We start from the raw sequence: 24861 nt of genomic DNA on the forward strand, positions 1-24861 counted from the left end.
ACCATTTTAGCGGCAGCGCCTGCCGGTGCAGCCATGAGTAGCACACCATTTGTCGCGATTTTTACCGTATTTGTACTCGCTATTTTTGTCGGATACTACGTCGTCTGGGGCGTGACCCCAGCGCTACATACGCCATTGATGGCGGTGACCAACGCCTTATCAAGTATCGTGATCGTCGGTGCGATGCTACAGACTGTCCATATCGACGGCTCGATGTTTACCCCGACCAGTTTGCTTGGTGCTTTTGCGGTATTTTTGGCCAGTATCAATATCTTTGGTGGTTTTGCGGTGACTGAACGTATGCTCGCGATGTTCAAACCCAAAGTAAAAAAAGCCCCAGCAGCAAGCACTGATAATGGAGGCGACGCATGAATGATTTATCAACAATGATTGCGGCAAATGCGGATTGGTTCTATCTGGTTGGTGCGATCCTTTTTGTTTTAACGTTACGCGGATTGTCGAGTCCAAAGACAGCGATTCGTGGCAACCGCTTTGGTATGGTAGCGATGGCTATTGCCGTCGTGACGACGTTCTTTTTAGCAGAAGGCCCTGTCCTTTGGCTCATTATTGGCGCGATGATTTTAGGTGCGCTGGTTGGTATGTGGAAGGCAAAAACCGTTGCCATGACGCAGATGCCAGAAACCGTAGCGTTGATGCATTCATTCGTCGGTTTGGCAGCGGTTGCGATTGCCCTTGCGACGGTATTACACACTGAGCAAGAACATGGCGCGGTTGCCCGTGTTGAGCTATTTATCGGTTGCTTTATCGGTGCGATTACTTTTTCTGCCTCTGTCTTTGCTTTTGGTAAACTGGCAGCAAAAAGCTGGGCAAAAACAGTCACTGGCGGCTGGGTAAAACCTGTTCAAGCCTTGCTATTTATAGCGATGATTGGTTTTGGTGGCGTGTATTTTGTCACGGATTCCTTGCCTGCGTTTTATGCGATGACAGTGATTGCAGTGATTTTTGGCTGGATGTGGATTGCGCCTATCGGCGGCGGTGATATGCCAGTGGTCGTGTCGCTACTGAACTCATTTTCAGGTTGGGCGGCAGCAGGTATTGGCTTTACGCTGGGCAACTCGATGCTCATTATCGCAGGTTCGCTTGTTGGCTCCTCGGGTGCGATTTTATCTTATATCATGTGTAAAGCCATGAACCGCTCTCTACTAAACGTTTTGTTTGGTGGTATGGGCACGTCAGCGGCCGCTGCAGGCGGTGATGATGGCGCACCAAAAACATACAAATCAGGCTCAGCAGAAGACGCAGGGTTCCTTATGTCCAATGCCAGCAATGTGGTCATCGTACCAGGTTACGGTATGGCACAAGGCCGCGCGCAAAACGCGGTAAAAGAATTGTACGAACTATTAAAAGACGAAGGTGTCAACGTTCGCTTTGCCATTCATCCTGTTGCTGGTCGTATGCCAGGGCACATGAACGTACTATTGGCAGAAGCCGACGTGCCTTATGACGATATTCTAGAGATGGATGAGATTAATTCCGACTTTGCCAGTACCGATGTGGTCTTGGTCATCGGTGCCAACGACGTCGTCAACCCGTCAGCAAAAGACGATCCGACATCTCCTATCTTTGGTATGCCCATTTTAGAAGCCAACAAAGCGCAAACGGTGATGGTCATCAAGCGTTCGATGAGCACCGGCTATGCAGGTCTTGATAACAGCCTCTTCTATATGGACAAAACCATGATGATCTTTGGCGATGCCAAAAAGATGGTCGAAGAGATGGTACGTAGTATTAATGGCGGCGGTCATTAATCGCTAAAATCAGCTTTTTAGCATAAGTTTTGAGTATGTTTTCTTAAATAAAAAAGTCACTTAGGTGGCTTTTTTGCGTTAAAGTGATCTACGTTTCGGAAACAACGATAAGAAAATATCGTTGAGCCGTTCAACCTTCACTCATAAACACAACAAAGTAAGAGCACTATTTATGAATATGTTACTGCGCTTTTTTATTATGGTCAGTTTGCTTAAGCAGCAGCTCAAGCATCAATCGGCGAGCGAAATGATTAGTCTAGAGACATTGACCGCGCCGACTGTTCGCCATTATCGGGTATTACCGCATGACATGGGGTTTCGCGATCATCTGCCCAATTATCGTTATTTGTCCTTTATAGAATTAAACATCACCAACTGGCTGATGACTTGCTGTCATCAAAAGGGAATAAAAAATCTTGGCTGGATTATCGCCATGCAAGAGATGGTTTATCTTAAGCAAATCAAGTTTTTGGATAAAATGACGCTTAGCAGTGCGGTTGCAGGCTGGGATCACAAATATGTGTATTTTGAGCATCGATTTTTTGTCAAAAATCAGCTGATGGGCGTTGGTATGACCAAGTTTGTATTTACCGATGATACCGGTATGCGCACACCAGAAGTATTGGACATGACAGGGGAGCGGTTGACGGAAGTGATTAACACATGGAATAACCACCAAATTGCTGTGAAATCTAACAAGTCAGCATAAAACATATTGAAAAATAGCACCCGATAATAACTTGGCTATAATCATTTGCTGAATTTTGGTAGGATAGAGTCCATCAAATCGTCAATACTAAGGCGACACTACTATTTCTAAAACGACTAAAAAAAGGTACCGTTATGACGCCACAAAAATTAAAATGGACAGACAGCCTCGATATCGCCATTGAGCTTTATGAGAAGTTTCCAGAGGTCGACCCGCAGTACATTCGTTTTACGGATTTGCATCGCTGGGTGACTGAGCTTGAAGGCTTTGATGATGATCCGCAGCGCTCAAACGAAGGCATCTTAGAAGCCATTCAAATGAATTGGATCGATGAAGCCGATTAAGGTGATTTTCTTCTTTAACAGTATAGTCAATCAATATTAAAAGTGGTACAAGGCAGACGAGTGCAAGTACTACAGTAGTAGGCTAAACGAGTCTAACGCTGTAACACTTTAATAGTGGTTCGACTATACATCTAATAACAATAACAGAGAGCAACAGGGCAGGCAGCGTCATGACGTCTCAAATTAAAAAGTTAGCCGAAGCGATAGCGTGTAAGGGTATTAGCATTCGTACCACCAATCACGCTGAGGTTAGCCACGACACTGCCAAGCTTGGTAGATTGTGGCAGAAGTTTTACCAGAATTACGCAGGACAGTTGCCTGAAAATGGAGATATTTATGGCGTTTACCACAATTATGAGAGCGATGATTTGGTCGGTGCTTTTGATGTGGTGGCCAGTTGGGAGGTGATGGGTGAAGCTGAGGCATCAAGCGCGCCTAATCCGGCAGGCGGCTTGGTCGCGGTAAATACTCCTGCAGGTAAGTATTTGGTTTTCTCTGAAACAGGCAATATGCCAAATACGGTAATGAATGCATGGGAAAAGGCATGGGAGTACTTTAATGATCCAAACTGTGAATACACTCGCAACTTTGATGTAGACTTTGAGCACTATATCGATGGGAATTTAGAGTACGGCCAAGTCGACCTTTATATAGGAGACCATCCCGAATTCTGTGTAACTGCCATTTAGATTAAATGCTTACTGATACGGTCATCAAACATAATCATAAAACGATTAAGGGCAGACGTCCAGTTACGGATTGGCATCGACCATTTTTTGGATGCCTGCTGGGTGGCTAAGTACACCACTTTAAACGCTGCCTGATCAGACGGGAACACCTTACGCTTATTCACCGCTGTCCGAATCACACTGTTTAGCGACTCAATAGCATTGGTGGTATATATGACTTTTCTAATGTCTTTAGGGTAGCCAAAGAACACCGTTAAGCCCTCCCAATTATTGCGCCAAGACTTGATGACATGCGGGTACTCTGTGCCCCAAGTCTCATCAAAGTGCTCAAGGTTGGCCTCTGCCATCTCAAGGGTATCAGCGCCGTAGATGGCCTTTAAATCAGCCGCTACGGCCTTCTTATCTGTCCACGGCACAAACTTCATTGAATAGCGCGCCATGTGTACGATACACAGCTGAACCTGTGCCTTTGGATAGACGGTGTTAATGGCATCAGGGAAGCCCTTTAGACCATCGACACAAGCGATTAAGATGTCTTGTACGCCACGGTTTTGTAGCTCGGTAAGAACACCAAGCCAGAACTTAGCGCCTTCATTCTCTGATAACCACATACCAAGCAGCTCTTTTTTACCATCAAGTCCCACGCCTAGTGCCAGATAGATTGCCTTGTTGATGATCTGCTTGTCTTGACGTACTTTAACGACAATGCAGTCTAAGTAGACGATAGGATAGATACTGCTCAGTGGCCGGTTCTGCCAAGCAGTGATGTCCTCTAATATGTTGTCGGTGACTCTTGAGACAAGAGAGCTTGAGATGTCGACATCGTAGAGCTCTTTAATGCTCTCTACAATTTCGGTGGTGGTTTGACCCTTGGCGTAAAGGAATATGATCTTGTCATCAAGACCACTAATACGGGTTTGATGCTTACTAACGAGTACAGGATCAAAGCTGCTATCACGGTCTCTTGGGGTAGAGATTTCAAGATCGCCTGTATCACTGCGGACGGTTTTTTTAGTGTGTCCATTGCGCTTATTAGGCTTGTCTGCTTTTTCATGCTTGGGGTATCCAAGATGGTCTTCCATCTCAGCTTCTAAGGCAGTGTCGATAAACGACTGCATGAGCTGCTTTTGAAAGTCTTTGATGTCATCGAAGCTGTTCATGCTACCAGCCATTTGCTCGGCCAGTTTTTTAATGTCAGATTGAGTAGTCATTGCTTATTCTCCGGTTAATGGATTATAAGCAGTTACACAGAGTTTGGGAAAGGCTCTTATATAGGTATTAAATAAAGCCGTAACTATAGTCAATCCTAAATAAAACAGATACATTCTGTATCGTTTTTATACTGAATTCACTATAGCTAACAACTTAAATGAGTTTTGAGCCAAAGCCACCCATAAAAAAGCGCCAGTCATCTAAGACTCGCGCTTTTTTACTTTTCGGTTTTATCTACACAGTTACTCTAATAATAAATTTTCCAATATCCCTTCATAAATCTGCGCCAATTTACCCAAATCATCCACTTCTACTTTTTCATCGACCTGATGAATGGTGGCGTTACGGACACCAAGCTCGACCACTTGCGCACCAGTCGGCGCGATAAAGCGTCCATCGGACGTACCGCCTGATGTCGATAGCGTCGTGTCTGTACCTGTGACTGACTTGATCGCATTTTGACAGGCTGAAACCAGCTTCCCTTCAGGGGTCAAGAATGGCTGACCAGATAACTTCCAATTGATGTTGTAACTGGCCTTACTGTCGGTAAAATATTTGTCAAAGATAGCATGAGTTTTTGCCTTTAGCTCGTCTTCAGTCGTCTCTGTCGAGAAGCGAAAGTTAAAGACGACCTCTAAGGTTTCGGGGATGATGTTGGTTGCGCCCGTACCACCATTGATATTTGAGACTTGTAAAGTCGTGGGCGGGAAGTAGTCATTGCCATTATCCCATGCGGTAGATGTCAATTCAGCAAGGGCAGACATCGCTGCATGAATTGGGTTAGAGGCCAAATGTGGATAGGCAACATGACCTTGCTTACCTGTGACCGTCAGTTCTGCGCCTAGCGAGCCACGACGACCGTTTTTGATAATATCGCCTAACGTATCCGTGCTCGATGGTTCACCCACAAGACAATAAGTGATTTTCTCAGCGCGCGCTTCTAAGGTTTCGATGACTTTGACCGTGCCGTTGATTGACGGCCCTTCTTCATCTGAAGTGAGCAAAAAAGCAATCGAACCATTGTGCTCAGGATGATTGGCAACGAAGCGTTCGGCGGCAATGGTAAAGGCAGCAATGCCTGTCTTCATGTCTGCCGCACCGCGCGCCCATAGATAGCCGTCAGCAATGGTTGGCGTAAATGGTGGATACGTCCAGTTTTTTTCATCACCCGTTGGTACCACGTCTGTATGACCAGCAAAACAAATAACGGGATCCGTCGTGCCACGGCGTGCCCACAAGTTTTTGACTTCAGCATGCTCGCCTTTTGCTTGTCTATCACCATAGTACATAAACTCGCAGTTAAAGCCCGCTTTCTCCAAACGCTCTGACAATATGTCTTGGCAACCATCATCGTCTGGTGTGACAGATGGGCGTTCGAGTAGGGCAATACTCAAATCTAAGGTTGCTTGTTGGTGGGTGGGCTGTTGGTGAGAGTCTGACATGGGTTAGCCTTTTGTATAATAATGAAAATGTTAAATATAAATAGATAATGAAGAACAGGTGCTAAGCGTCTACTTCGACAAAGGGTACAAGACCGTCACGGCGCATCCACGTAGCAATAGAGTAACGCTGACGATGCGCGATCTGCACTTGATGCTGTAGGTCGCTATCAAAAATGATTAGTCTATTGGCAACTGGCATAACTTCATGGTGCATGCCATGCTTATCAACGACTTCTAGCGCACCGCCGTCAGTCGCTCCCCAATCATCATTGAGATAAAACACGGCTGAGATCACCCGTTCATCGCGTCCAGCAGGGTTGTCGCTATGCCATTGATAACCAAAGCCAGTTGGATAACACGCATAATGCGCTTCGCTATGACGAATACCCGCGAATAAGCTGCGATTAAACAGAGCGGCGAGGGCGTTAATGCTTTGTAGATAATAGTAGCCTGCAAAAAAGTTCTCGGTGATCCAGCGTATTCTATCACCGCGAATATCACTGATACGAATGCCAGCGGTTAGCGCCGCATCACGATAGTCAATAAAACCACTTTCAGCCTGTAGCGCAAGTAATGCGGTCTTATTAAATACATTATCAATAGTGAGCCAGCCATCAGTGACAAAGGTATCAAGCTGCTTATCCGTCAGCCTATCTTCCCAGCTGACTGCAAAGTCAGACAGTTGCAGCATCTTCTGGGTAGGCGCGTCTTGGTCGTCGTTATGACTGTCTGGAGATAGTAACGGAGGATTGTCCTGTCCTATCGGATGATCAACCGCCAATTCTGTCTTGTTCAGGTTGCTAATAATCTGCGTCATTTTATCTCTTTGTTATCAATCAGTGGTCAATATACCGCCATTCAATGCGTTTTTATTGAAAGGCTTACTAAAACCACATTATCTTTTACTCCGCCTATGCTACCATAGATGCAATTTTTCTTATTTAAACTTTTGAGATTATGAACTATAAACACGCCTACCACGCTGGTAACTTTGCTGATGTGGTTAAACACATTTTATTGGTACAACTGCTCAATCAATTGGGGCAGAAAAACAAACCGTTTTATGTGCTTGACGCCTATGGCGGCCGCGGACTGTATTCACTAAGCAGTGAAGAAGCGCGCAAGACAGGGGAGGCCAAAGGCGGTATTCAGGCTTTTTTGAAAGCAGATACCGAAAAAGCACCAGCCGCTGTCAAAGATTATATGGAAGGCATTAAACAAGCCAAATTCACTTACGACAATAAAGTCTATCCGGGTTCGCCGTGGTGGATTGCTCATTATGTCGAAAAAACCGCCGCTAAAAAACCTGATGCTGGCGTGCGCGCCGAAGCTTTTGAAGCCAAAGCGACTGAATATGATGCACTGAACTATCAGCTATATAAGCTGCCAATTGGTATCCAGCATCGTGATGCTTTTGAAGGTATCACCGCTGTTATTCCCCCAGCCGAGCGCCGCGGTTTGATTTTCCTTGATCCTCCTTTTGAGCAAGAGCATAAAGACTTTACGCGTCTGATCGATTTATTAGTCTCGGCTTATAAAAAATGGCCACAAGGTACTTATGCCCTGTGGTTCCCAATCAAAAATATCGAAGCGGTTGAGTTGTTTTATAAGAAGCTCAAGCGTACTGAGATGCGTCGTCAGCTGGTTTGTGAGCTAAATATTTATCCTAATGATGTGGCCGTCGGTCTGAACGGTACAGGTCTACTGGTTATCAATCCGCCATGGCAGTTTGATAACCATGCTCGCGAGATATTACGTTTCTTGCAGCCAGTACTAAAAGTAGAAGATGCGCCAGACTTAACACCTGACAGTGCGACCAATGTACGCTGGCTGGTTGGTGAATAGTGACGTCAGTAGGTGATGTCGGTGAACAGCAACATTGGCCAATAAGGATATCAAGATGACGAATATGCAGCCACCTGAAGGCGAACCAAATAACATGTCACCAAAAGAGCGAGCGTTGCAGGATGATGCAGCGACCCAGCCTCCATACATGGATGAGCATGAGTTTAATATTCGTCTAGCGGACAATGACAATTATGATGGTTTGACCTTTGAGGTCGTCGAGGCAGAGGTTGCGGAAGGTAAGCGTGTGGTCAGTCGCGGTGTCTATTTAGCGCCTAATTTGATTACCACTTTGTCACTGCTATCAGGGTTTTATTCAATTTTGGCAAGTACGCAAGGCGAGTTTTACAAGGCGGCTTTGGCTATTTTTTTATCAGGTATTCTAGATGGGGCTGATGGCCGCGTTGCGCGTATGCTGAATGCCCAAAGCCCTTTTGGCGAGCAATATGATTCATTAGCAGATATGCTCGCATTTGGTGTGGCCCCTGCTATGTTGGTTTATAGCTTTGCGCTAGAGCCGCTGGGTCGTATTGGGATTGGTTGTGCGTTCGTCTTTACTGCCTGTGCTGCTTTTCGTCTTGCACGCTTCAATGTGCAGGTGGGTATCGTCGATAAAAAATACTTCGTTGGTTTGGCAAGTCCGCTTGCAGCTATATTAGTAACAGCAGCGGTTATGGTTGCAGTTGATCATAACGAATGGATTGGTCAGTACGATACGGCGATCATGTTTTTGTTCGCAGCGTGGGTGGTCATTTGTGGTCTGCTTATGGTCAGTAATGTTAAGTACTACAGCTTTAAAGAGTTTGATAAAAAGAAAGTACCCTTTGTGGTGCTTATCATTGGTGTACTGGTCATGAGTATCGTGCTCTATGATATACCTGTTGGTATCTTGGCAATCGGTATCATTTATGCTTTATCTGGTATTGTGACTACGATCAAAGCAAAGATGTAAGCGTAAATATGAACGTTACTGAGATAAAAAAAGGGACTTGCCAATAGGTGAGTCCCTTTTTTTATACTTTATTTACTATAAAAACATGGTGTTATAGTCAATCCACTAAAAAAGCGTTACAGCGTTAACCTCGCTTGAAGTATGACGTATACATCTGCACTCGGTCGCCTTGTACCACTCTTAAATTGAATCAACTATATTGAAGAATATTCTACTATCAGATACGTTTTATCCTTGCATAATAGCCATTCATTATGTTTCTGAACAAAATGTACATCCAAACGAAGGGGCTGTCCTAGATAATTAGTTCAAACCCTGTTTTGCATAACCATTGTAAAATAGATAAAACTATTGAAGTGTATAAACCATTGGAATATCTCTACAATTTGATGTTTGCCAAGGCAGTGAGCAAGACCCTCGAAATAATCCTTGACCCATCCTCAAACCCGCGTATAATGCGTCCCAATCGAAAGGGAAGTGGTGAGGAAGCTTAAGCGATTAAGTTATTTCGAACTAATTAAAAATACTTCTTGACTAAATAAATAAAGGGTCTATAATACGCCCTCATCAGACGGACTGGCAGTGAGAGATGTGTAGATTACACATTAATAACCCAGTTAACCTGGCGAAACAAATTATAAAAAGTCTTGACAATTCAAATCAATATGATAAGATAGTCGGCTCGCTAGATAGCTTAACCGGAGACGGAAAAGGCAGATAGCGTTAGTAATACCCTATATATCGATGACTGGACGACAGTGATTGAGACTATTTAAAAGCATAACTAAAGAACAACTTGTGTGGATTTTTGCTGATTCAGAATGCTAAAAAATAAAGTTGGTCGACTATCTTTTCGGTAGAACACCAACTATAAAAATTATCATTTAAGACAGCAGAAAAACTCAAAGTTAATTCATTACGAACATAATTACGAGCGATTTTGCCAGATTAAATGAGCCAAGATTAGAAGTCGTCTTCCTATTTATAGGTAAAGGCTTCAGATAGATTAAACTGAAGAGTTTGATCATGGCTCAGATTGAACGCTGGCGGCAGGCTTAACACATGCAAGTCGAGCGGAAACGATGATAGCTTGCTATCAGGCGTCGAGCGGCGGACGGGTGAGTAATACTTAGGAATCTACCTAGTAGTGGGGGATAGCTCGGGGAAACTCGAATTAATACCGCATACGTCCTACGGGAGAAAGCAGGGGATCATTAGACCTTGCGCTATTAGATGAGCCTAAGTCGGATTAGCTAGATGGTGGGGTAAAGGCCTACCATGGCGACGATCTGTAGCTGGTCTGAGAGGATGATCAGCCACACCGGGACTGAGACACGGCCCGGACTCCTACGGGAGGCAGCAGTGGGGAATATTGGACAATGGGGGGAACCCTGATCCAGCCATGCCGCGTGTGTGAAGAAGGCCTTTTGGTTGTAAAGCACTTTAAGCAGTGAAGAAGACTCTTCGGTTAATACCCGGGGACGATGACATTAGCTGCAGAATAAGCACCGGCTAACTCTGTGCCAGCAGCCGCGGTAATACAGAGGGTGCAAGCGTTAATCGGAATTACTGGGCGTAAAGCGAGCGTAGGTGGCTTGATAAGTCAGATGTGAAATCCCCGGGCTTAACCTGGGAACTGCATCTGAAACTGTTAGGCTAGAGTAGGTGAGAGGGAAGTAGAATTTCAGGTGTAGCGGTGAAATGCGTAGAGATCTGAAGGAATACCGATGGCGAAGGCAGCTTCCTGGCATCATACTGACACTGAGGCTCGAAAGCGTGGGTAGCAAACAGGATTAGATACCCTGGTAGTCCACGCCGTAAACGATGTCTACTAGTCGTTGGGTCCCTTGAGGACTTAGTGACGCAGCTAACGCAATAAGTAGACCGCCTGGGGAGTACGGCCGCAAGGTTAAAACTCAAATGAATTGACGGGGGCCCGCACAAGCGGTGGAGCATGTGGTTTAATTCGATGCAACGCGAAGAACCTTACCTGGTCTTGACATACACAGAATCTTGTAGAGATACGAGAGTGCCTTCGGGAATTGTGATACAGGTGCTGCATGGCTGTCGTCAGCTCGTGTCGTGAGATGTTGGGTTAAGTCCCGCAACGAGCGCAACCCTTGTCCTTAGTTACCAGCACTTCGGGTGGGAACTCTAAGGATACTGCCAGTGACAAACTGGAGGAAGGCGGGGACGACGTCAAGTCATCATGGCCCTTACGACCAGGGCTACACACGTGCTACAATGGTAGGTACAGAGGGCAGCTACACAGCGATGTGATGCGAATCTCAAAAAGCCTATCGTAGTCCAGATTGGAGTCTGCAACTCGACTCCATGAAGTAGGAATCGCTAGTAATCGCGGATCAGAATGCCGCGGTGAATACGTTCCCGGGCCTTGTACACACCGCCCGTCACACCATGGGAGTTGATTGCACCAGAAGTGGTTAGCCTAACTTAGTGAGGGCGATCACCACGGTGTGGTTGATGACTGGGGTGAAGTCGTAACAAGGTAGCCGTAGGGGAACCTGCGGCTGGATCACCTCCTTATAGACAGCATTCGCTCAGCAAGAATTCACAACAAGTTGTTCTTTAGTTTAAGCTTACGTTTTAGGACGTATCAGGGTCTGTAGCTCAGCTGGTTAGAGCACCGTGTTGATAACGCGGGGGTCAGTGGTTCGAGTCCACTTAGACCCACCATTATTAATGTAGGTGAAAGAGCCCTAAGTAAATCCCCTTCAAGGGATTTCCTCTTGCGCTCGGATCGAAACAATGCTTCGATTGCATCCTCGCTCAGGGGCCATAGCTCAGTTGGTAGAGCGCCTGCCTTGCACGCAGGAGGTCAACGGTTCGACTCCGTTTGGCTCCACCACTACATACAGCTAAGCTTAGCGTGCTAAATAAAATAGGTATCAAATAGAAACAAGTGATTCATCTTGAATAAAGACACGATTACTTCTTTCTGTTTTATACAGAAAACTATGACTCGACGAGAGCATAGGAACTATTTAAAAACATAGATATGAGTCTGGGTTAGGATGAGCGTATTCACGCGCCCATCTTAACCTTAATAACTCACCTCTTAACGACATTGTTTGTTATCCCAGGGGTGAGTTATTAAAAAAGTAAAGAGAACTGAATCAAGCGTATAAACATAGGTGATATCGTTATCATAATTAGATTGTATGACACATAGAAGTCGAAAGACTACTTGGGGTTGTATGGTCAAGTAATGAAGCGCACATGGTGGATGCCTTGGCAGTCAGAGGCGATGAAAGACGTGACAGCCTGCGATAAGCTTCGGGGAGGCGGCAATATCCTGTGATCCGGAGATTTCTGAATGGGGAAACCCACTTACCATAAGGTAGGTATCCTAATTTATTAGGAAGCGAACGAGGGGAAGTGAAACATCTCAGTACCCTTAGGAAAAGACATCAATTGAGATTCCCCTAGTAGCGGCGAGCGAACGGGGAGAAGCCGATTAATGCTAATGTAGAAGAACAGCGTGGGAAAGCTGACCATAGTAGGTGATAGTCCTGTATTCGAAACATTAGCGTTAACATATTAAGTAGAGCGGGGCACGAGAAATCCTGTTTGAAGATGGGGGGACCATCCTCCAAGGCTAAATACTCCTGACTGACCGATAGTGAACCAGTACCGTGAGGGAAAGGCGAAAAGAACCCCTGTGAGGGGAGTGAAATAGAACCTGAAACCGTGTGCGTACAAGCAGTGGGAGCCCACTTGTTGGGTGACCGCGTACCTTTTGTATAATGGGTCAGCGACTTATATTCTGTAGCAAGGTTAACCGTTTAGGGGAGCCGTAGGGAAACCGAGTCTTAATAGGGCGACTAGTTGCAGGGTATAGACCCGAAACCGAGTGATCTATCCATGAGCAGGTTGAAAGTGCCGTAACAGGCACCGGAGGACCGAACCCACTGTCGTTGAAAAGCCAGGGGATGACTTGTGGATAGGGGTGAAAGGCTAATCAAACTCGGTGATAGCTGGTTCTCCCCGAAAGCTATTTAGGTAGCGCCTCGGACGAACACCATTGGGGGTAGAGCACTGTTTCGGCTAGGGGGTCATACCGACTTACCAAACCGATGCAAACTCCGAATACCGATGAGTGATATCCGGGAGACACACGGTGGGTGCTAACGTCCATCGTGGAGAGGGAAACAACCCAGACCGCCAGCTAAGGCCCCAAATTCCTAGTTAAGTGGGAAACGAGGTGGGAAGGCATAGACAGCTAGGAGGTTGGCTTAGAAGCAGCCATCCTTTAAAGAAAGCGTAATAGCTCACTAGTCGAGTCGGCCCGCGCGGAAGATGTAACGGGGCTCAAACTAGGAGCCGAAGCTGCGGATTTGAATTTGTTTTCAAGTGGTAGGGGAGCGTTGTGTAAGCCTGTGAAGGTGTGTTGTAAAGCATGCTGGAGGTATCACAAGAGCGAATGCTGACGTGAGTAACGATAATGGGTGTGAAAAGCATCCACGCCGGAAGATCAAGGGTTCCAGTCCAACGTTAATCGGGGCTGGGTGAGTCGACCCCTAAGGCGAGGCCGAAAGGCGTAGTCGATGGGAAATCGGTTAATATTCCGATACTTGTTTATAATGCGATGGAGGGACGGAGAAGGTTATGTCAGCCTGGCGTTGGTTGTCCAGGTGAAAGGATGTAGGTTTATAGCTTAGGTAAATCCGGGCTATTCTATACCGAGATCTGATAGCAAGCTGTACTTGTACAGCGAAGTGGCAAATACCATGCTTCCAGGAAAAGCTTCTAAGCAATAGTTATAAACGAATCGTACCCTAAACCGACACAGGTGATCAGGTAGAGAATACCAAGGCGCTTGAGAGAACTCTGCTGAAGGAACTAGGCAAAATGGTACCGTAACTTCGGGAGAAGGTACGCTGTTGGTGGTGATAGGACTTGCTCCTTGAGCTGCTGGCAGTCGCAGATACCAGGCTGCTGCAACTGTTTATTAAAAACACAGCACTCTGCAAACACGAAAGTGGACGTATAGGGTGTGATGTCTGCCCGGTGCTGGAAGGTTAATTGATGGGCTTAGCGTAAGCGAAGGTCTTGATCGAAGCCCCAGTAAACGGCGGCCGTAACTATAACGGTCCTAAGGTAGCGAAATTCCTTGTCGGGTAAGTTCCGACCTGCACGAATGACATAATGATGGCAGCGCTGTCTCCAGCAGAGACTCAGTGAAATCGAAATCGCAGTGAAGATGCTGTGTACCCGCGGCTAGACGGAAAGACCCCGTGAACCTTTACTACAGCTTTACATTGAACTTTGACCTGACTTGTGCAGGATAGGTGGGAGGCTTTGAAGCAGACACGCCAGTGTTTGTGGAGCCATCCTTGAAATACCACCCTGGTCATGTTGGGGTTCTAACTCAGGTATAACAATACCGAGGACAATGTATGGTGGGTAGTTTGACTGGGGCGGTCTCCTCCTAAAGAGTAACGGAGGAGTACGAAGGTGCGCTCAGACCGGTCGGAAATCGGTCGAAGAGTATAAAGGCAAAAGCGCGCTTAACTGCGAGACCCACAAGTCGAGCAGGTACGAAAGTAGGTCTTAGTGATCCGGTGGTTCTGTATGGAAGGGCCATCGCTCAACGGATAAAAGGTACTCTGGGGATAACAGGCTGATACCGCCCAAGAGTTCATATCGACGGCGGTGTTTGGCACCTCGATGTCGGCTCATCTCATCCTAGGGCTGAAGCAGGTCCTAAGGGTATGGCTGTTCGCCATTTAAAGAGGTACGCGAGCTGGGTTTAGAACGTCGTGAGACAGTTCGGTCCCTATCTACCGTGGGCGTTGGAAATTTGAGAGGATCTGCTCCTAGTACGAGAGGACCAGAGTGGACGAACCACTGGTGTTCGGGTTGTCATGCCAATGGCATTGCCCGGTAGCTACGTTCGGATGGGATAACCGCTGAAAGCATCTAAGCGGGAAGCCCACCTCAAGATTAGATTTCCCTAAAGAGCCGTTCAAGACTAGGACGTTGATAGGCAGGGTGTGGAAGCGCAGCGATGCGTGTAGCTAACCTGTACTAATTGCTCGTTTGGCTTGACCATACAACACCCAAGTGGTTTGCATACAAGTCTAATTAATCTATCTTATATAGCTCAGGCTATAGAAACAGACAGAAACATTTCGATATCACCGTTAACCTTGATTCAGTTAGGTTACGTGGTACTTATTAAAAGTCACACAAACAGACTCATATCTAACCCCCTTTGCTGACGACAATAGCACGATGGCACCACCTGATCCCTTCCCGAACTCAGAAGTGAAACATCGTTGCGCCAATGGTAGTGTGGTTCGCCCATGTGAGAGTAGGTCATCGTCAGCTCCTTATTCCTGATTAGCCCCCGACACTTATGTGTTGGGGGCTTTTTTTATCTTAAACCTATCTGACTTCCCTAGAAAATCTTTTTATTTAAATGGTTTTATCTTTCGCTCGCACCAAAGCAGTTCTTCAACTCTTTCCTTGTCCAAATCATCACTAGCCTCTTATACCTAAAAGCCCCCGCTCACTTGATAGAGTGCTTTTTTATTGGCTTATTTATTGATAATAATTTATAACTATAGATGGTCAACTGAAAGTTTATTGAGATAATCTAATGATATTAGAAGAAACGGATAAATTGTATTTATATGACAGCTATGGAGATGCATATCTCATCGATAAAGAAAGCAGGGATATCTTGTTTACTGATAGTTTTTACGGTGGTCCATCTTGTACTTTAATTGATCCAAATAACAAATATGCAATCGTAGCTGGTAAGCATTTAACTCTTTGGGACTGTTATGAGGGAAATAATAAGCTCACAAAATTTGAAACAGAACAGTTTTGCTGGATAGAAAGACTAAGGTTAATCAATGAAAATACTATTCAAATATTATTAGATCCATGGTTCCAATACAGTGCTATATGGGAATTAACAGTTTCTAATAAGTCCTTATTTAAAATTTCAGATTTTATCAAGTATAAAAACCTACCTTATACTGATAATATAGTTTGGTGATTCATTATAAAACCACTATTTGAACCTTATAGTGGATTGTATATTTCTGAATTTTAGCTTAGGAAAGAACCTATGACTACATCAAAAGTAACCTACCAAGGCGATTTGCGCACCACCGCCATTCATTTTCAATCAAATAATGAAATCATCACCGATGCCCCAACAGACAATCAAGGCAAGGGTGAGGCTTTTTCACCGACTGATCTATTAGCGACGAGCTTGGCAAGCTGTATGCTAACGATCATTGGTATCAAAGCCCGTGACATGGAGATTGACCTTGCAGGCACCACAGCTGAAATGACCAAAGTCATGGCCGCTGATCCAAGACGCGTGAGCGAGATCCATATCATCGTGACCTTTAATAAGGAGCTTGATGATAGAACGCAAACGATCTTTTATAACACCGCATTGACTTGTCCAGTCGCCAAAAGCCTCCACCCTGATATCACGCAGAACTTAACGTTCCGTATTGCTCGTGGCCTTTAATGCCATGGCAAAAACGTTATTGATTGTCGCTCATGCGCCGTCACCCAATACTGAGAAGTTGGCGCAAGCGGCGTATGGTGGTGCCAATCATCCTGATCTAGATATCAATGTCATTTTGAAGTCGCCGCAGGACACGCAGCCTGAAGATGTGTTGGCTGCTGATGCTTTGCTATTAGGCACGACTGAAAATCTGGCATATATGGCAGGGCTGACCAAAGACTTCTTTGATCGCTGTTATTATCCTGTGCTAGAAGAGAAGCAAGGCATGCCATTTGCACTATATATACGTGCAGGGCATGATGGTACGGGTACCAAGCTTGCAGTAAAGACGATCACGACGGGGCTGCGTTGGTCGTGGATTCAAGAGGCGCTGATACTACAAGGTGAGTGGCAAGACAGCTTTGCTGACCAAGTAAAAGAGCTTGCCATGACGTTAGCCGCTGGCGTTGAAGCGGGTATTTACTAGTAGCATATTTTGCCAATAATTCGCGAGAGATACTGCAAATGTAACGTGCAGTCTGAGGAGAGTATCCATGCAAATCGATCATCTAAACAGCCAAGTGGATATCGACGCGTTGCCATTCTCTCAAGCGTGCGAGAACAATAAGCAGCCTATCCTAGAAGTATTGCAAAACGAGCTACAAGAGCATACTCATGTCTTAGAAATCGGCTCTGGAACGGGTCAGCATAGTGTTTACTTTGCTCCTCGTTTACCTGAGATACAGTGGCAAACCAGCGATGTCACGAGCAATCATCATCATATAGCGGCTTGGTATCATGCTTATCCTGCGCCCAATCTATCTCTACCATTAGCGTTTGATTTGGCTTACGATTCTCTACCTATCAGTAGTCAGTCAGCAAATAGCAATATAGCCAAGCCCTATGATGCGATATTTACGGCAAATACGCTACATATCATTAGCTGGGCTTTAGTTAAGCGGTTATTTTTACTGGCTGGTGATGCGCTACCTGTGGATGGTAAGCTGATCGTCTATGGTCCATTTAACGAACATGGTAACTATACTAGCGCGGGCAACCAGCGATTTGATATCAGTCTGCGCCAACGCGACCCAAAAAGTGGTATCCGTCATAAAGAAGACATTGTAAATTTAGCAAATATGCATCATCTAACGCTTAGCAGAACGTACGCGATGCCTGCCAATAATCAGCTGTTGGTCTTTCAGAAGTATTAAATGATTAGAACGTCAAAAAAAGACACCTCACCGATGATTCGTTGAGGTGTCTTTTTTTTGCATTGCTTATATGGTGACTGATATTTTTATACGATTAGATTATTTATACTCATCTGCTAAGAAGTCCAAATAACGTTTCCAAGAGCGCTCATCGGCGCGTGCATCATATCTGTCACTACCAAATACGCTAAAGGCATGGGGTGCGCCGCTGTAAGTGACCATTTCATGAGGAACTTTTGCCGCTTCTAGCGTTTTGCCCAGAGTCGCAAAGCTCTCTAGAGAGACAGACTGGTCAGCTGAGCCGTGGAATACCAATATCTCGCCAGTGGTCTTGTCATAACTTTGACCGGTCGGAGTATCAAAGGCACCATGGAAGGGGACAAAGGCTTTTTGCGGGAAGCCTGAACGTGCTAACTCTAAAGCAACCGTACCACCGAAACAGTATCCCATGATCGTGCCGTTGCGCACATCATTGCCCTCCAGTCGTCCAGCATTCAATGCACCTTGTAGTATGCGGCGCATTTTGTTGCGATCGTCATACAATTCGCCTGTTAAACGCTTATTTTCTTCGACAGAGGTCGGACGAATGCCTTGCCCAAACATGTCTGCTGCCAGTACGTTGTAACCTTCATTCGCTAGCATATCAGCGCGTTTGCGCTCATAGTCGGTTAGACCATCCCAGTCATGAATCAACAAGATAAAAGGGGCGTAGGGCTTATCGGCTTTGGCGTAATAGCCCTCGTATGCTTGGTTATCCACTGTATAAGTGACGTTCTTGGTCGTGATAGCGGCAGCGGTTTGGCTGATGGTCAATGCCAGGAGCCCCATTGATGCACCCGCCAATAATGAGCAGTAAGGTTTTTTGGACGAGAAATTCGAAGTTGGTAACATAGTCGATAGCCTTATAGTTATATAAAAAAGAGATAAATATATGGCTAAAAACCATGCCAATGTTATTTATCGATGATCTCTAGTACGCCATAAAGCATACCTTAAAGAATAACTAAATTACAAGATTGGATTGTTAACGTTTAGGCTGGCTCAAAAGCCGTCAAGCGGTTGAGTGACTGCGCACGTAAACTTTAACCAAACATCAACAACTTTCACTATATACGCAACTATAAGCGACTTAGTTTTTGGGTAAGATAAACCGTATGCCTTTTATTCCTTTATCTTTTTTAATAATTGGTCATGCAGCATCACAGACAGATAATCGACAGATGAAGTCAGTATTATCCCAAAGGATACAACACCTGTGTAAGCACATTTTTAATGGTCTTAGAAGAGACTATTTTACTCATTAGATAGGATGTTTTATGAATAATAATATCGATCATACCGACCCAGCCAAAGATATGAATAGTGAACGCGGCAATGGGGGCGAAACCCATCAGCGCGCAGGTGATGACACCAAAGTATTGACTACCCAACAAGGCGTGGCTATCAGCGACAATCAAAACTCACTAAAAGCAGGCGCACGCGGTCCTACGCTATTAGAAGATTTTGTACTACGTGAAAAGATCAACCACTTTGACCATGAGCGTATCCCTGAGCGTATCGTCCATGCGCGTGGTAGTGCGGCACACGGTTATTTTGAGCTGACCGAATCATTAGAAGAGTATACAACGGCCAAAATTTTGACTGAGACGGGTAAACAAACACCACTTTTTACCCGTTTTTCGACCGTTGCCGGTAATAAAGGCTCAAAGGATACGCCCCGTGACGTACGCGGATTTGCAGTCAAGATGTACACAGAAGAAGGTAATTGGGATTTAGTCGGTAATAATATGCCGATCTTCTTTATTCAAGATGCCATTAAGTTTCCTGATCTCATTCATGCAGTCAAGCCGGAGCCGGATCGCGGGTTTCCGCAAGCGGCCTCTGCACACGATACCTTTTGGGACTTTGTCTCGCTAAGCCCAGAGACGATGCATAACCTGATTTGGCTGATGAGTGATCGTGCATTGCCGCGTAGCTTTAGCATGATGGAAGGTTTTGGTATTCATACCTACCGTTTGCTCAACAAAGAAGGTAAGAGTACTTTCTTCCGTTATCATTGGAAACCAGTAGCAGGTGTACAGTCGCTTATTTGGGATGAAGCTGTAAAAATATCTGGTGCTGACCCTGATTATAACCGCCGTGACATGTATGAAGCGATTGAAAATGGTATGTATTTTGAGTGGGAGCTTGGTGTACAGCTCTTTACCGAAGAAGAGGCCAATGAGTTTCCATTTGACCACTTAGATGCCACTAAGCTGATTCCAGAAGAGCTAGTGCCAGTTAAAATCATCGGTAAAATGGTACTAAACCGTAACCCAGATAATTTCTTTGCAGAAACTGAGCAGGTAGCCTTCTGTCCATCGCATATACCACCTGGTATCGACTTTAGTAACGATCCCTTACTGCAAGGCCGTTTATTTAGTTACTTAGATACGCAGTTGTCACGATTGGGCTCACCAAACTTTGTTCAGATTCCTATCAATGCGCCTAAATGTCCGTTTGCAAATAACCAGCAAGACGGTCATATGCAAATGCAAGTGCCTAAGACTCGTGTGCTTTATGAGCCTCAAAGTCTAGATCTAGACCGTCCACGTGAAAGTCCTCAAAAAGGTTTTAACTCGTTTCATGAAAAACTGGACGATGGCGTAAAAGGTCGTATCCGTGCTGAGAGCTTCGCTGATCACTATAGTCAGCCACGTATGTTCTATCGTAGCCAAACCCCTGCTGAACAAGCACACATTGCATCAGCCTACGCGTTTGAGCTGGGTAAAGTAGATACTGCGCATGTTCGTACTCGCGTGCTCAGTCACCTTATCAATATTGATGAAGATCTAGCTAATCGTGTTGCCAATGCCTTAGGTATGGAGCTACCAGAAGCGGCAGAACCAGCAGCACCAGTACAAGATATGGACACCTCTAAGCCTCTGCAAACGATTGGTCGTACGCCTAAATCACTAAAAGGCCGTTTGGTTGGTATCTTAGTGGCTGAAGGATCAAACCATGAGCAAGTTAAGAAGTTTGAAGATGCTATTAATGCTCAAGGCGGTATGGTCAAAATTGTTGCTCCTAGCAAAGAAGTCAAGCTTGACGACAATACGCGTATCCAAGCAGATGAGCGTGTTGCTGGCGCACCCTCTGTATTCTTCGATGCGGTAGTGAGTATCATTATGCCGGATCAAGCTAAGAAACTGGCGGAGGATAGCTCAACGCTAGATTGGTTCACTGATGCTTATGTACATTGCAAAGCGATTGCTTATTGCGGTGCAACGGATGAGTTTATCTTAAGTAAACTTCCTGTAGAAAAAGATGAGTTTGTCACACCGCTCGCTAAGCTTGACAGCTTTGTAGAAAATGCAAAATCTCGTCTATGGGAGCGTGAGCCTAAGGTTCGTGACCTTGCGTAATCGCTAGCATAATTGATGGTATCAGCTTTAAATCTATAAAGTAAATACTTAATGTAGAAAACCCAGCCTAAGCGCTGGGTTTTTTGCGTTTTTACTGGAAGTATAAACGTAGTCATTAATGATGTTACGCATTATGCGACTATTATCAACCGTATCTATAGTCACAAGCGTTCACTGAAAACGATTTGTTTTGTATTGATTATCGCTATACTAAAAATACAAAGACACTAGGATCAAATGATCAGGGATGATAAATGAGTTCGTGTGAGATTGTACGCTTAGAGGGCTATATCCAAAGTAGCTACCTTGCGGTGTATCCAGATAAAATCATGCTACTAGACGGCTGCTGCCGTGCCGATGTGCCAATGGTGCTTGGGTATATCAAAAATACTCTAAATAGGCCGATAACAGACCTAAAAGTGGTGGTGGTCACCCATATGCATCCGGATCATGCGGGTGGTGCGCGCAAGTTTCGCCAAGAGACTGGCTGCCGCATTATCTCTGCTGATAAGAAAAGTCAGTGGTACGGCGGTATTGGTGGACGAGCGATGCATTTTGTCGATATGAATCTTGCGTACTATGTAGCGCGGCGGCAAGGTCGCCCATTCAAAAATCTGTACTATTCGGCAAGCCTAAAGCCAGACATTACTGTCACAGACGGTGACTTTGTCCCAGAGTTTGATGAATGGCAAGTGTTAGAGACGCCTGGGCATACCGATCGCGATCTGTCTTTATTTCATTTGCCCAGTCGTCAGGTATATACGGCTGATCTCATCATTAAATTGCGCCATAAGTTTGTGGCGCCATTTCCTGTCTATGATCCCAAAGCTTATAAGCAATCGTTAAAAAAAATAAGAGATTTAAAACCATCAATGGTAATGATGGCACATGGTCGAGAGCGTGCAATGAGTGAGGTAGAGTTTGATGCGTTCATCGACCAAGCCCCCAAGTATCCGCGCACGATTAAAGATACGATCAGACATAAACTGCTATGGCGTAAGAAAGGCAGCTTCCGACTTTTTAAACGGCGACATCATAAGTAGATATAAAATAAAGGATAGAAAGTGCAGCCGAAAAAAAGCCCAGTTACTATGATAGTAACTGGGCTTTTCAAATATGGTGGGCTGTCCGCGACTCGAACGCGGGACCAATTGATTAAAAGTCAACTGCTCTACCAACTGAGCTAACAGCCCTGAGAAGCGTGTAAAAATGACACTGCAATTTTAGCTTCGCAAGAGAATATTCTTTAAATAGAATTTTCTAAAAGTTATGCTAACAATAAATGTATATTATTGCCAACAAGAGTAATTCATTTAAAAAAGAGCTTTTTAAACTTAACTTTATTAAACAACTACCGGATAGGGTAGAACGATGAATAAAGGTTAAACTAAAATATGGTGGGCTGTCCGCGACTCGAACGCGGGACCAATTGATTAAAAGTCAACTGCTCTACCAACTGAGCTAACAGCCCTAACGTTTAAAGTGTTTGTATCCCTAAACGTGAGAGCACATTATATATATAATTCTGACAATTACAACCCCACAGGATAAAAAAAGTGTAATTCTCTTATAAAATTGCCAATTTATTCCAGTTTCTTTAAATTTTTGCCATTATATCGATATTGACTGCTCTATTTTTGGCTAAAGCGAGTCAATACTCAATTATTAGTCTCGAGAAAGCGCCTCAACAGGATCTAGTTTGGCAGCATTACGTGCTGGCAAGAATCCAAATACTACGCCAATCAATGTCGAGCAAACAAATGCGGCAATAATAGAAGTCGGTGAGTAGATGACTTTGAAACTGTCACCGCCCACACTATTAATCAGCTCACCAATGGCAAATGCCATTCCAATACCAATCAGTCCCCCTAGGATACAGACTAGAACGGCCTCAATGAGAAATTGCTGCATGATGTCGCTTTGACGCGCACCTACTGCCATACGAACACCAATCTCATTAGTGCGCTCGGTGACAGAGACTAGCATGATGTTCATGACCCCAATACCACCAACAATCAACGAAATAACTGCAACTGATGAGATAAGTAGGGTCATCGTACCTGTCGTTGACTCAATGGTTTGACGGATAGAGTCTGAATTTCGTAGCTCAAAGTCATCTTTGCCATGGCGACTTTCTATCAAGTCAGAGATGGCCGTCTCTGCGGCACTAGAAGAGATACTATCATCTAACAACGCCACAAAGCGGTCGATATTGGTACTACCGGTGACGCGCGACATCACTGTCGTATAAGGCATATAGATAGTAGGCGTCGTTACACTGGGACCAAAGCCACCATCGCTCTCTTCAAGTACGCCAATCACGCGTCCAGGCACACTACCAACCAATATTACCTCGCCAACAGGGTTATCAATATCTGAGAAAAAGGTCTGTTTAGCGTTGTCATCGATGATGATATCTTGACTACGTAAAGTAATGCTTTTTGCATCAAACCCTTGGCCAAGTGCTAATGTCTCACCAGTGACGGTTAGATAGTCTTCACCAACGCCATTGACGGTAGCATCCTCTTGTATATTACGATAGCGGACACTAGAGCTGGCATTTACCTGAGGGCTGACGCTGATAATATAGGGCTGATTGCCGACCGCCTCTGCATCTTCTGGTGTCAAATTGTCATCATTATAGCGGCGTCTAGGATCGCCTCTAGGGTAGCCATCATTGACAGTAATGGTATTGGTACCTAATGAGCTGATATTGGCAAGGATTTGCTGCTGAGAGCCTTGTCCAAGACCTACGATAGATACGACTGCGGCAATACCGATAATAATGCCGAGCATCGTTAGTAGAGTACGCATCTTATGCGCGCGCATGGCAAGCAAAGACATTTTGAACGCTTCAAGCAGTCGATCAATAAAACTACCAAAGGCACTTTTGCGATGCTCGCCAAGGATAGATTCTGGTTTTTTGTCTGTGTGCTTATAATGCTCAGTTTGATAGTCAGCGATGACATGGCCATCTTTGAGCTCAATCACACGCTCTGCTTGTGCTGCTAGTTTTGGATCATGAGTGACCATGATAATGGTATGACCTTGTGCGCTGAGGTCATGCAAAATCGCCATGACATCTTCGCCAGACTTACTGTCTAGGGCACCAGTTGGCTCATCTGCTAAGATAACATCGCCACCATTCATCAGTGCACGAGCGACAGAAACACGCTGCTGCTGTCCACCTGAGAGCTGATTGGGACGATTGTTGACCTTATTGCCAAGGCCGAGGTCAGTTAGTAGCTTCTCAGCACGATTGGTGCGTGCCTCGGTATCCATGCCTGCATACACGGCAGGGACGGCGACGTTGTCTTTGGCACTGATATCACCAAGCAAATGATAGCGCTGAAAAATAAAACCAAAGTGCTCACGGCGCAGTTCTGCTAGCTGATCGGCATCAAGCTTACGGGCGGATTGACCATAAATCTTATAATCACCAGCAGTGGCTTGATCTAGACAACCCAAGATATTCATCAAGGTGGACTTACCAGAGCCTGACTGTCCAATGATAGCGACCATCTCACCTTGGTGAATCGTCAGATTGATATCATGCAAGACGCGAATGGTTTGCTCACCAGCAGGGAACTCTCTGATAATGCCAGATAGTTCCATAATGGGCTTGCCTGATGCAGAGTGGTTAGCGGTATTGGTTTTTGCTGAGTTGTTTGAGCGATTAGCAGAAGTGTGTGACCCTAAGTTTTGAGCCGTGCTACTTTCAGAGCTATCTTCAGTCGACGGTTTAGGAGATTGAGATATAGTCATAGCAGTGTCTTTAATAAAGGC

General features: G+C 45.1%; 18 protein-coding genes, 4 tRNA genes and 3 rRNA genes. 18 read left to right on the plus strand and 7 right to left on the minus strand.

The genetic code is table 11. The features are described from left to right. The first annotated feature begins 33 nt into the window (after positions 1 to 33). From CUR83_RS03935 to CUR83_RS03955, 5 genes are all read left to right on the plus strand, one after another. Positions 34 to 372, plus strand: a complete 339-nt coding sequence (locus CUR83_RS03935; RefSeq protein ID WP_058024937.1) for a proton-translocating transhydrogenase family protein — start codon at positions 34 to 36, stop codon at positions 370 to 372. Further along, a complete protein-coding gene (locus tag CUR83_RS03940) occupies positions 369 to 1769 on the plus strand; it encodes an NAD(P)(+) transhydrogenase (Re/Si-specific) subunit beta (protein ID WP_075106960.1) in 1401 nt (466 codons plus the stop codon). The genes CUR83_RS03935 and CUR83_RS03940 overlap by 4 nt, the downstream gene beginning before the upstream one ends. Before the next feature lie 172 nt (positions 1770 to 1941). Further along, on the plus strand, positions 1942 to 2478 hold the full coding sequence (locus CUR83_RS03945; protein ID WP_284719111.1) for an acyl-CoA thioesterase: 537 nt from the start codon (positions 1942 to 1944) through the stop codon (positions 2476 to 2478). Positions 2479 to 2612: 134 nt separating this feature from the next. Then, the gene (gene iscX, locus CUR83_RS03950) at positions 2613 to 2822 is read left to right on the plus strand and encodes a Fe-S cluster assembly protein IscX (RefSeq protein WP_071003236.1); all 210 of its coding nucleotides are present in this window, start codon (positions 2613 to 2615) and stop codon (positions 2820 to 2822) included. A gap of 170 nt (positions 2823 to 2992) precedes the next feature. Beyond that, the gene (locus CUR83_RS03955; RefSeq protein WP_284719112.1) at positions 2993 to 3511 is read left to right on the plus strand and encodes a GyrI-like domain-containing protein; all 519 of its coding nucleotides are present in this window, start codon (positions 2993 to 2995) and stop codon (positions 3509 to 3511) included. Here the strand turns inward: CUR83_RS03955 and CUR83_RS03960 are convergent. From CUR83_RS03960 to CUR83_RS03970, 3 genes are all read right to left on the minus strand, one after another. Next, positions 3508 to 4722 carry an IS256 family transposase gene (locus tag CUR83_RS03960; protein WP_284719113.1) on the minus strand — a complete coding sequence of 405 codons (1215 nt, stop codon included), beginning with the start codon at positions 4720 to 4722 and terminating at the stop codon, positions 3508 to 3510. The two genes, CUR83_RS03955 and CUR83_RS03960, sit on opposite strands and share 4 nt — an antisense overlap. Before the next feature lie 243 nt (positions 4723 to 4965). Further along, positions 4966 to 6165 (minus strand): succinyl-diaminopimelate desuccinylase, encoded by a 1200-nt coding sequence (gene dapE / locus CUR83_RS03965; protein WP_284719114.1) that lies wholly within the window; start codon positions 6163 to 6165, stop codon positions 4966 to 4968. A 61-nt stretch (positions 6166 to 6226) separates the two neighbouring features. After that, positions 6227 to 6982: a 2OG-Fe(II) oxygenase gene (locus CUR83_RS03970; protein ID WP_284719115.1), complete on the minus strand. Its 756-nt coding sequence runs from the start codon at positions 6980 to 6982 to the stop codon at positions 6227 to 6229. Between the two features lie 140 nt (positions 6983 to 7122). Here CUR83_RS03970 and CUR83_RS03975 point away from each other — a divergent pair, with 140 nt between their 5' ends. The 11 genes from CUR83_RS03975 to CUR83_RS04025 all read left to right on the plus strand — a co-directional run bounded on the left by CUR83_RS03975 (position 7123) and on the right by CUR83_RS04025 (position 17671). After that, on the plus strand, positions 7123 to 8010 hold the full coding sequence (locus CUR83_RS03975; protein ID WP_284719116.1) for a 23S rRNA (adenine(2030)-N(6))-methyltransferase RlmJ: 888 nt from the start codon (positions 7123 to 7125) through the stop codon (positions 8008 to 8010). Positions 8011 to 8158: 148 nt separating this feature from the next. Beyond that, complete coding sequence (gene pssA, locus CUR83_RS03980) at positions 8159 to 8962, plus strand: CDP-diacylglycerol--serine O-phosphatidyltransferase (RefSeq protein ID WP_284719808.1); 804 nt, start codon at positions 8159 to 8161, stop codon at positions 8960 to 8962. 1008 nt (positions 8963 to 9970) lie between these two features. Next, positions 9971 to 11509, plus strand: a 16S ribosomal RNA gene (locus CUR83_RS03985). Positions 11510 to 11582: 73 nt separating this feature from the next. Beyond that, positions 11583 to 11659: transfer RNA gene (locus tag CUR83_RS03990), tRNA-Ile, on the plus strand. A 96-nt stretch (positions 11660 to 11755) separates the two neighbouring features. Further along, positions 11756 to 11831: transfer RNA gene (locus CUR83_RS03995), tRNA-Ala, on the plus strand. 351 nt (positions 11832 to 12182) lie between these two features. Next, positions 12183 to 15038, plus strand: a 23S ribosomal RNA gene (locus CUR83_RS04000). A 164-nt stretch (positions 15039 to 15202) separates the two neighbouring features. Then, positions 15203 to 15316 (plus strand): 5S ribosomal RNA (rrf, locus tag CUR83_RS04005). The 16S, 23S and 5S rRNA genes sit together here with 2 tRNA genes alongside, the layout of an rRNA operon. A gap of 271 nt (positions 15317 to 15587) precedes the next feature. After that, the gene (locus CUR83_RS04010; RefSeq protein WP_223333910.1) at positions 15588 to 15992 is read left to right on the plus strand and encodes a hypothetical protein; all 405 of its coding nucleotides are present in this window, start codon (positions 15588 to 15590) and stop codon (positions 15990 to 15992) included. Positions 15993 to 16064: 72 nt separating this feature from the next. After that, complete coding sequence (locus CUR83_RS04015) at positions 16065 to 16478, plus strand: OsmC family protein (protein ID WP_071003250.1); 414 nt, start codon at positions 16065 to 16067, stop codon at positions 16476 to 16478. Between the two features lie 4 nt (positions 16479 to 16482). After that, positions 16483 to 16944, plus strand: coding sequence for a flavodoxin family protein (locus CUR83_RS04020; protein ID WP_284719117.1), 462 nt, complete (start codon positions 16483 to 16485; stop codon positions 16942 to 16944). A gap of 67 nt (positions 16945 to 17011) precedes the next feature. Further along, positions 17012 to 17671, plus strand: a complete 660-nt coding sequence (locus tag CUR83_RS04025) for a DUF938 domain-containing protein (protein ID WP_284719118.1) — start codon at positions 17012 to 17014, stop codon at positions 17669 to 17671. Positions 17672 to 17770: 99 nt separating this feature from the next. Here CUR83_RS04025 and CUR83_RS04030 read toward each other — a convergent pair whose 3' ends face one another. Beyond that, the gene (locus tag CUR83_RS04030; RefSeq protein WP_284719119.1) at positions 17771 to 18562 is read right to left on the minus strand and encodes a dienelactone hydrolase family protein; all 792 of its coding nucleotides are present in this window, start codon (positions 18560 to 18562) and stop codon (positions 17771 to 17773) included. Positions 18563 to 18987: 425 nt separating this feature from the next. Between CUR83_RS04030 and CUR83_RS04035 the strand changes: the two genes are divergently transcribed. Together CUR83_RS04035 and CUR83_RS04040 are read left to right on the plus strand one after the other, a co-directional pair. Next, the gene (locus CUR83_RS04035; protein ID WP_284719120.1) at positions 18988 to 21075 is read left to right on the plus strand and encodes a catalase; all 2088 of its coding nucleotides are present in this window, start codon (positions 18988 to 18990) and stop codon (positions 21073 to 21075) included. Positions 21076 to 21329: 254 nt separating this feature from the next. Beyond that, a complete protein-coding gene (locus tag CUR83_RS04040; RefSeq protein WP_071003256.1) occupies positions 21330 to 22118 on the plus strand; it encodes an MBL fold metallo-hydrolase in 789 nt (262 codons plus the stop codon). Between the two features lie 74 nt (positions 22119 to 22192). Here the strand turns inward: CUR83_RS04040 and CUR83_RS04045 are convergent. The 3 genes from CUR83_RS04045 to CUR83_RS04055 all read right to left on the minus strand — a co-directional run bounded on the left by CUR83_RS04045 (position 22193) and on the right by CUR83_RS04055 (position 24690). After that, a tRNA-Lys gene (locus tag CUR83_RS04045) sits at positions 22193 to 22268 on the minus strand. A 202-nt stretch (positions 22269 to 22470) separates the two neighbouring features. Continuing rightward, positions 22471 to 22546 (minus strand) — tRNA-Lys (locus tag CUR83_RS04050). 194 nt (positions 22547 to 22740) lie between these two features. Beyond that, a complete protein-coding gene (locus CUR83_RS04055) occupies positions 22741 to 24690 on the minus strand; it encodes a MacB family efflux pump subunit (RefSeq protein ID WP_284719809.1) in 1950 nt (649 codons plus the stop codon). Positions 24691 to 24861: the final 171 nt, after the last annotated feature.

This window comes from Psychrobacter pocilloporae (genome assembly GCF_029872915.1).
GTDB classification, from domain to species: domain Bacteria; phylum Pseudomonadota; class Gammaproteobacteria; order Pseudomonadales; family Moraxellaceae; genus Psychrobacter; species Psychrobacter pacificensis.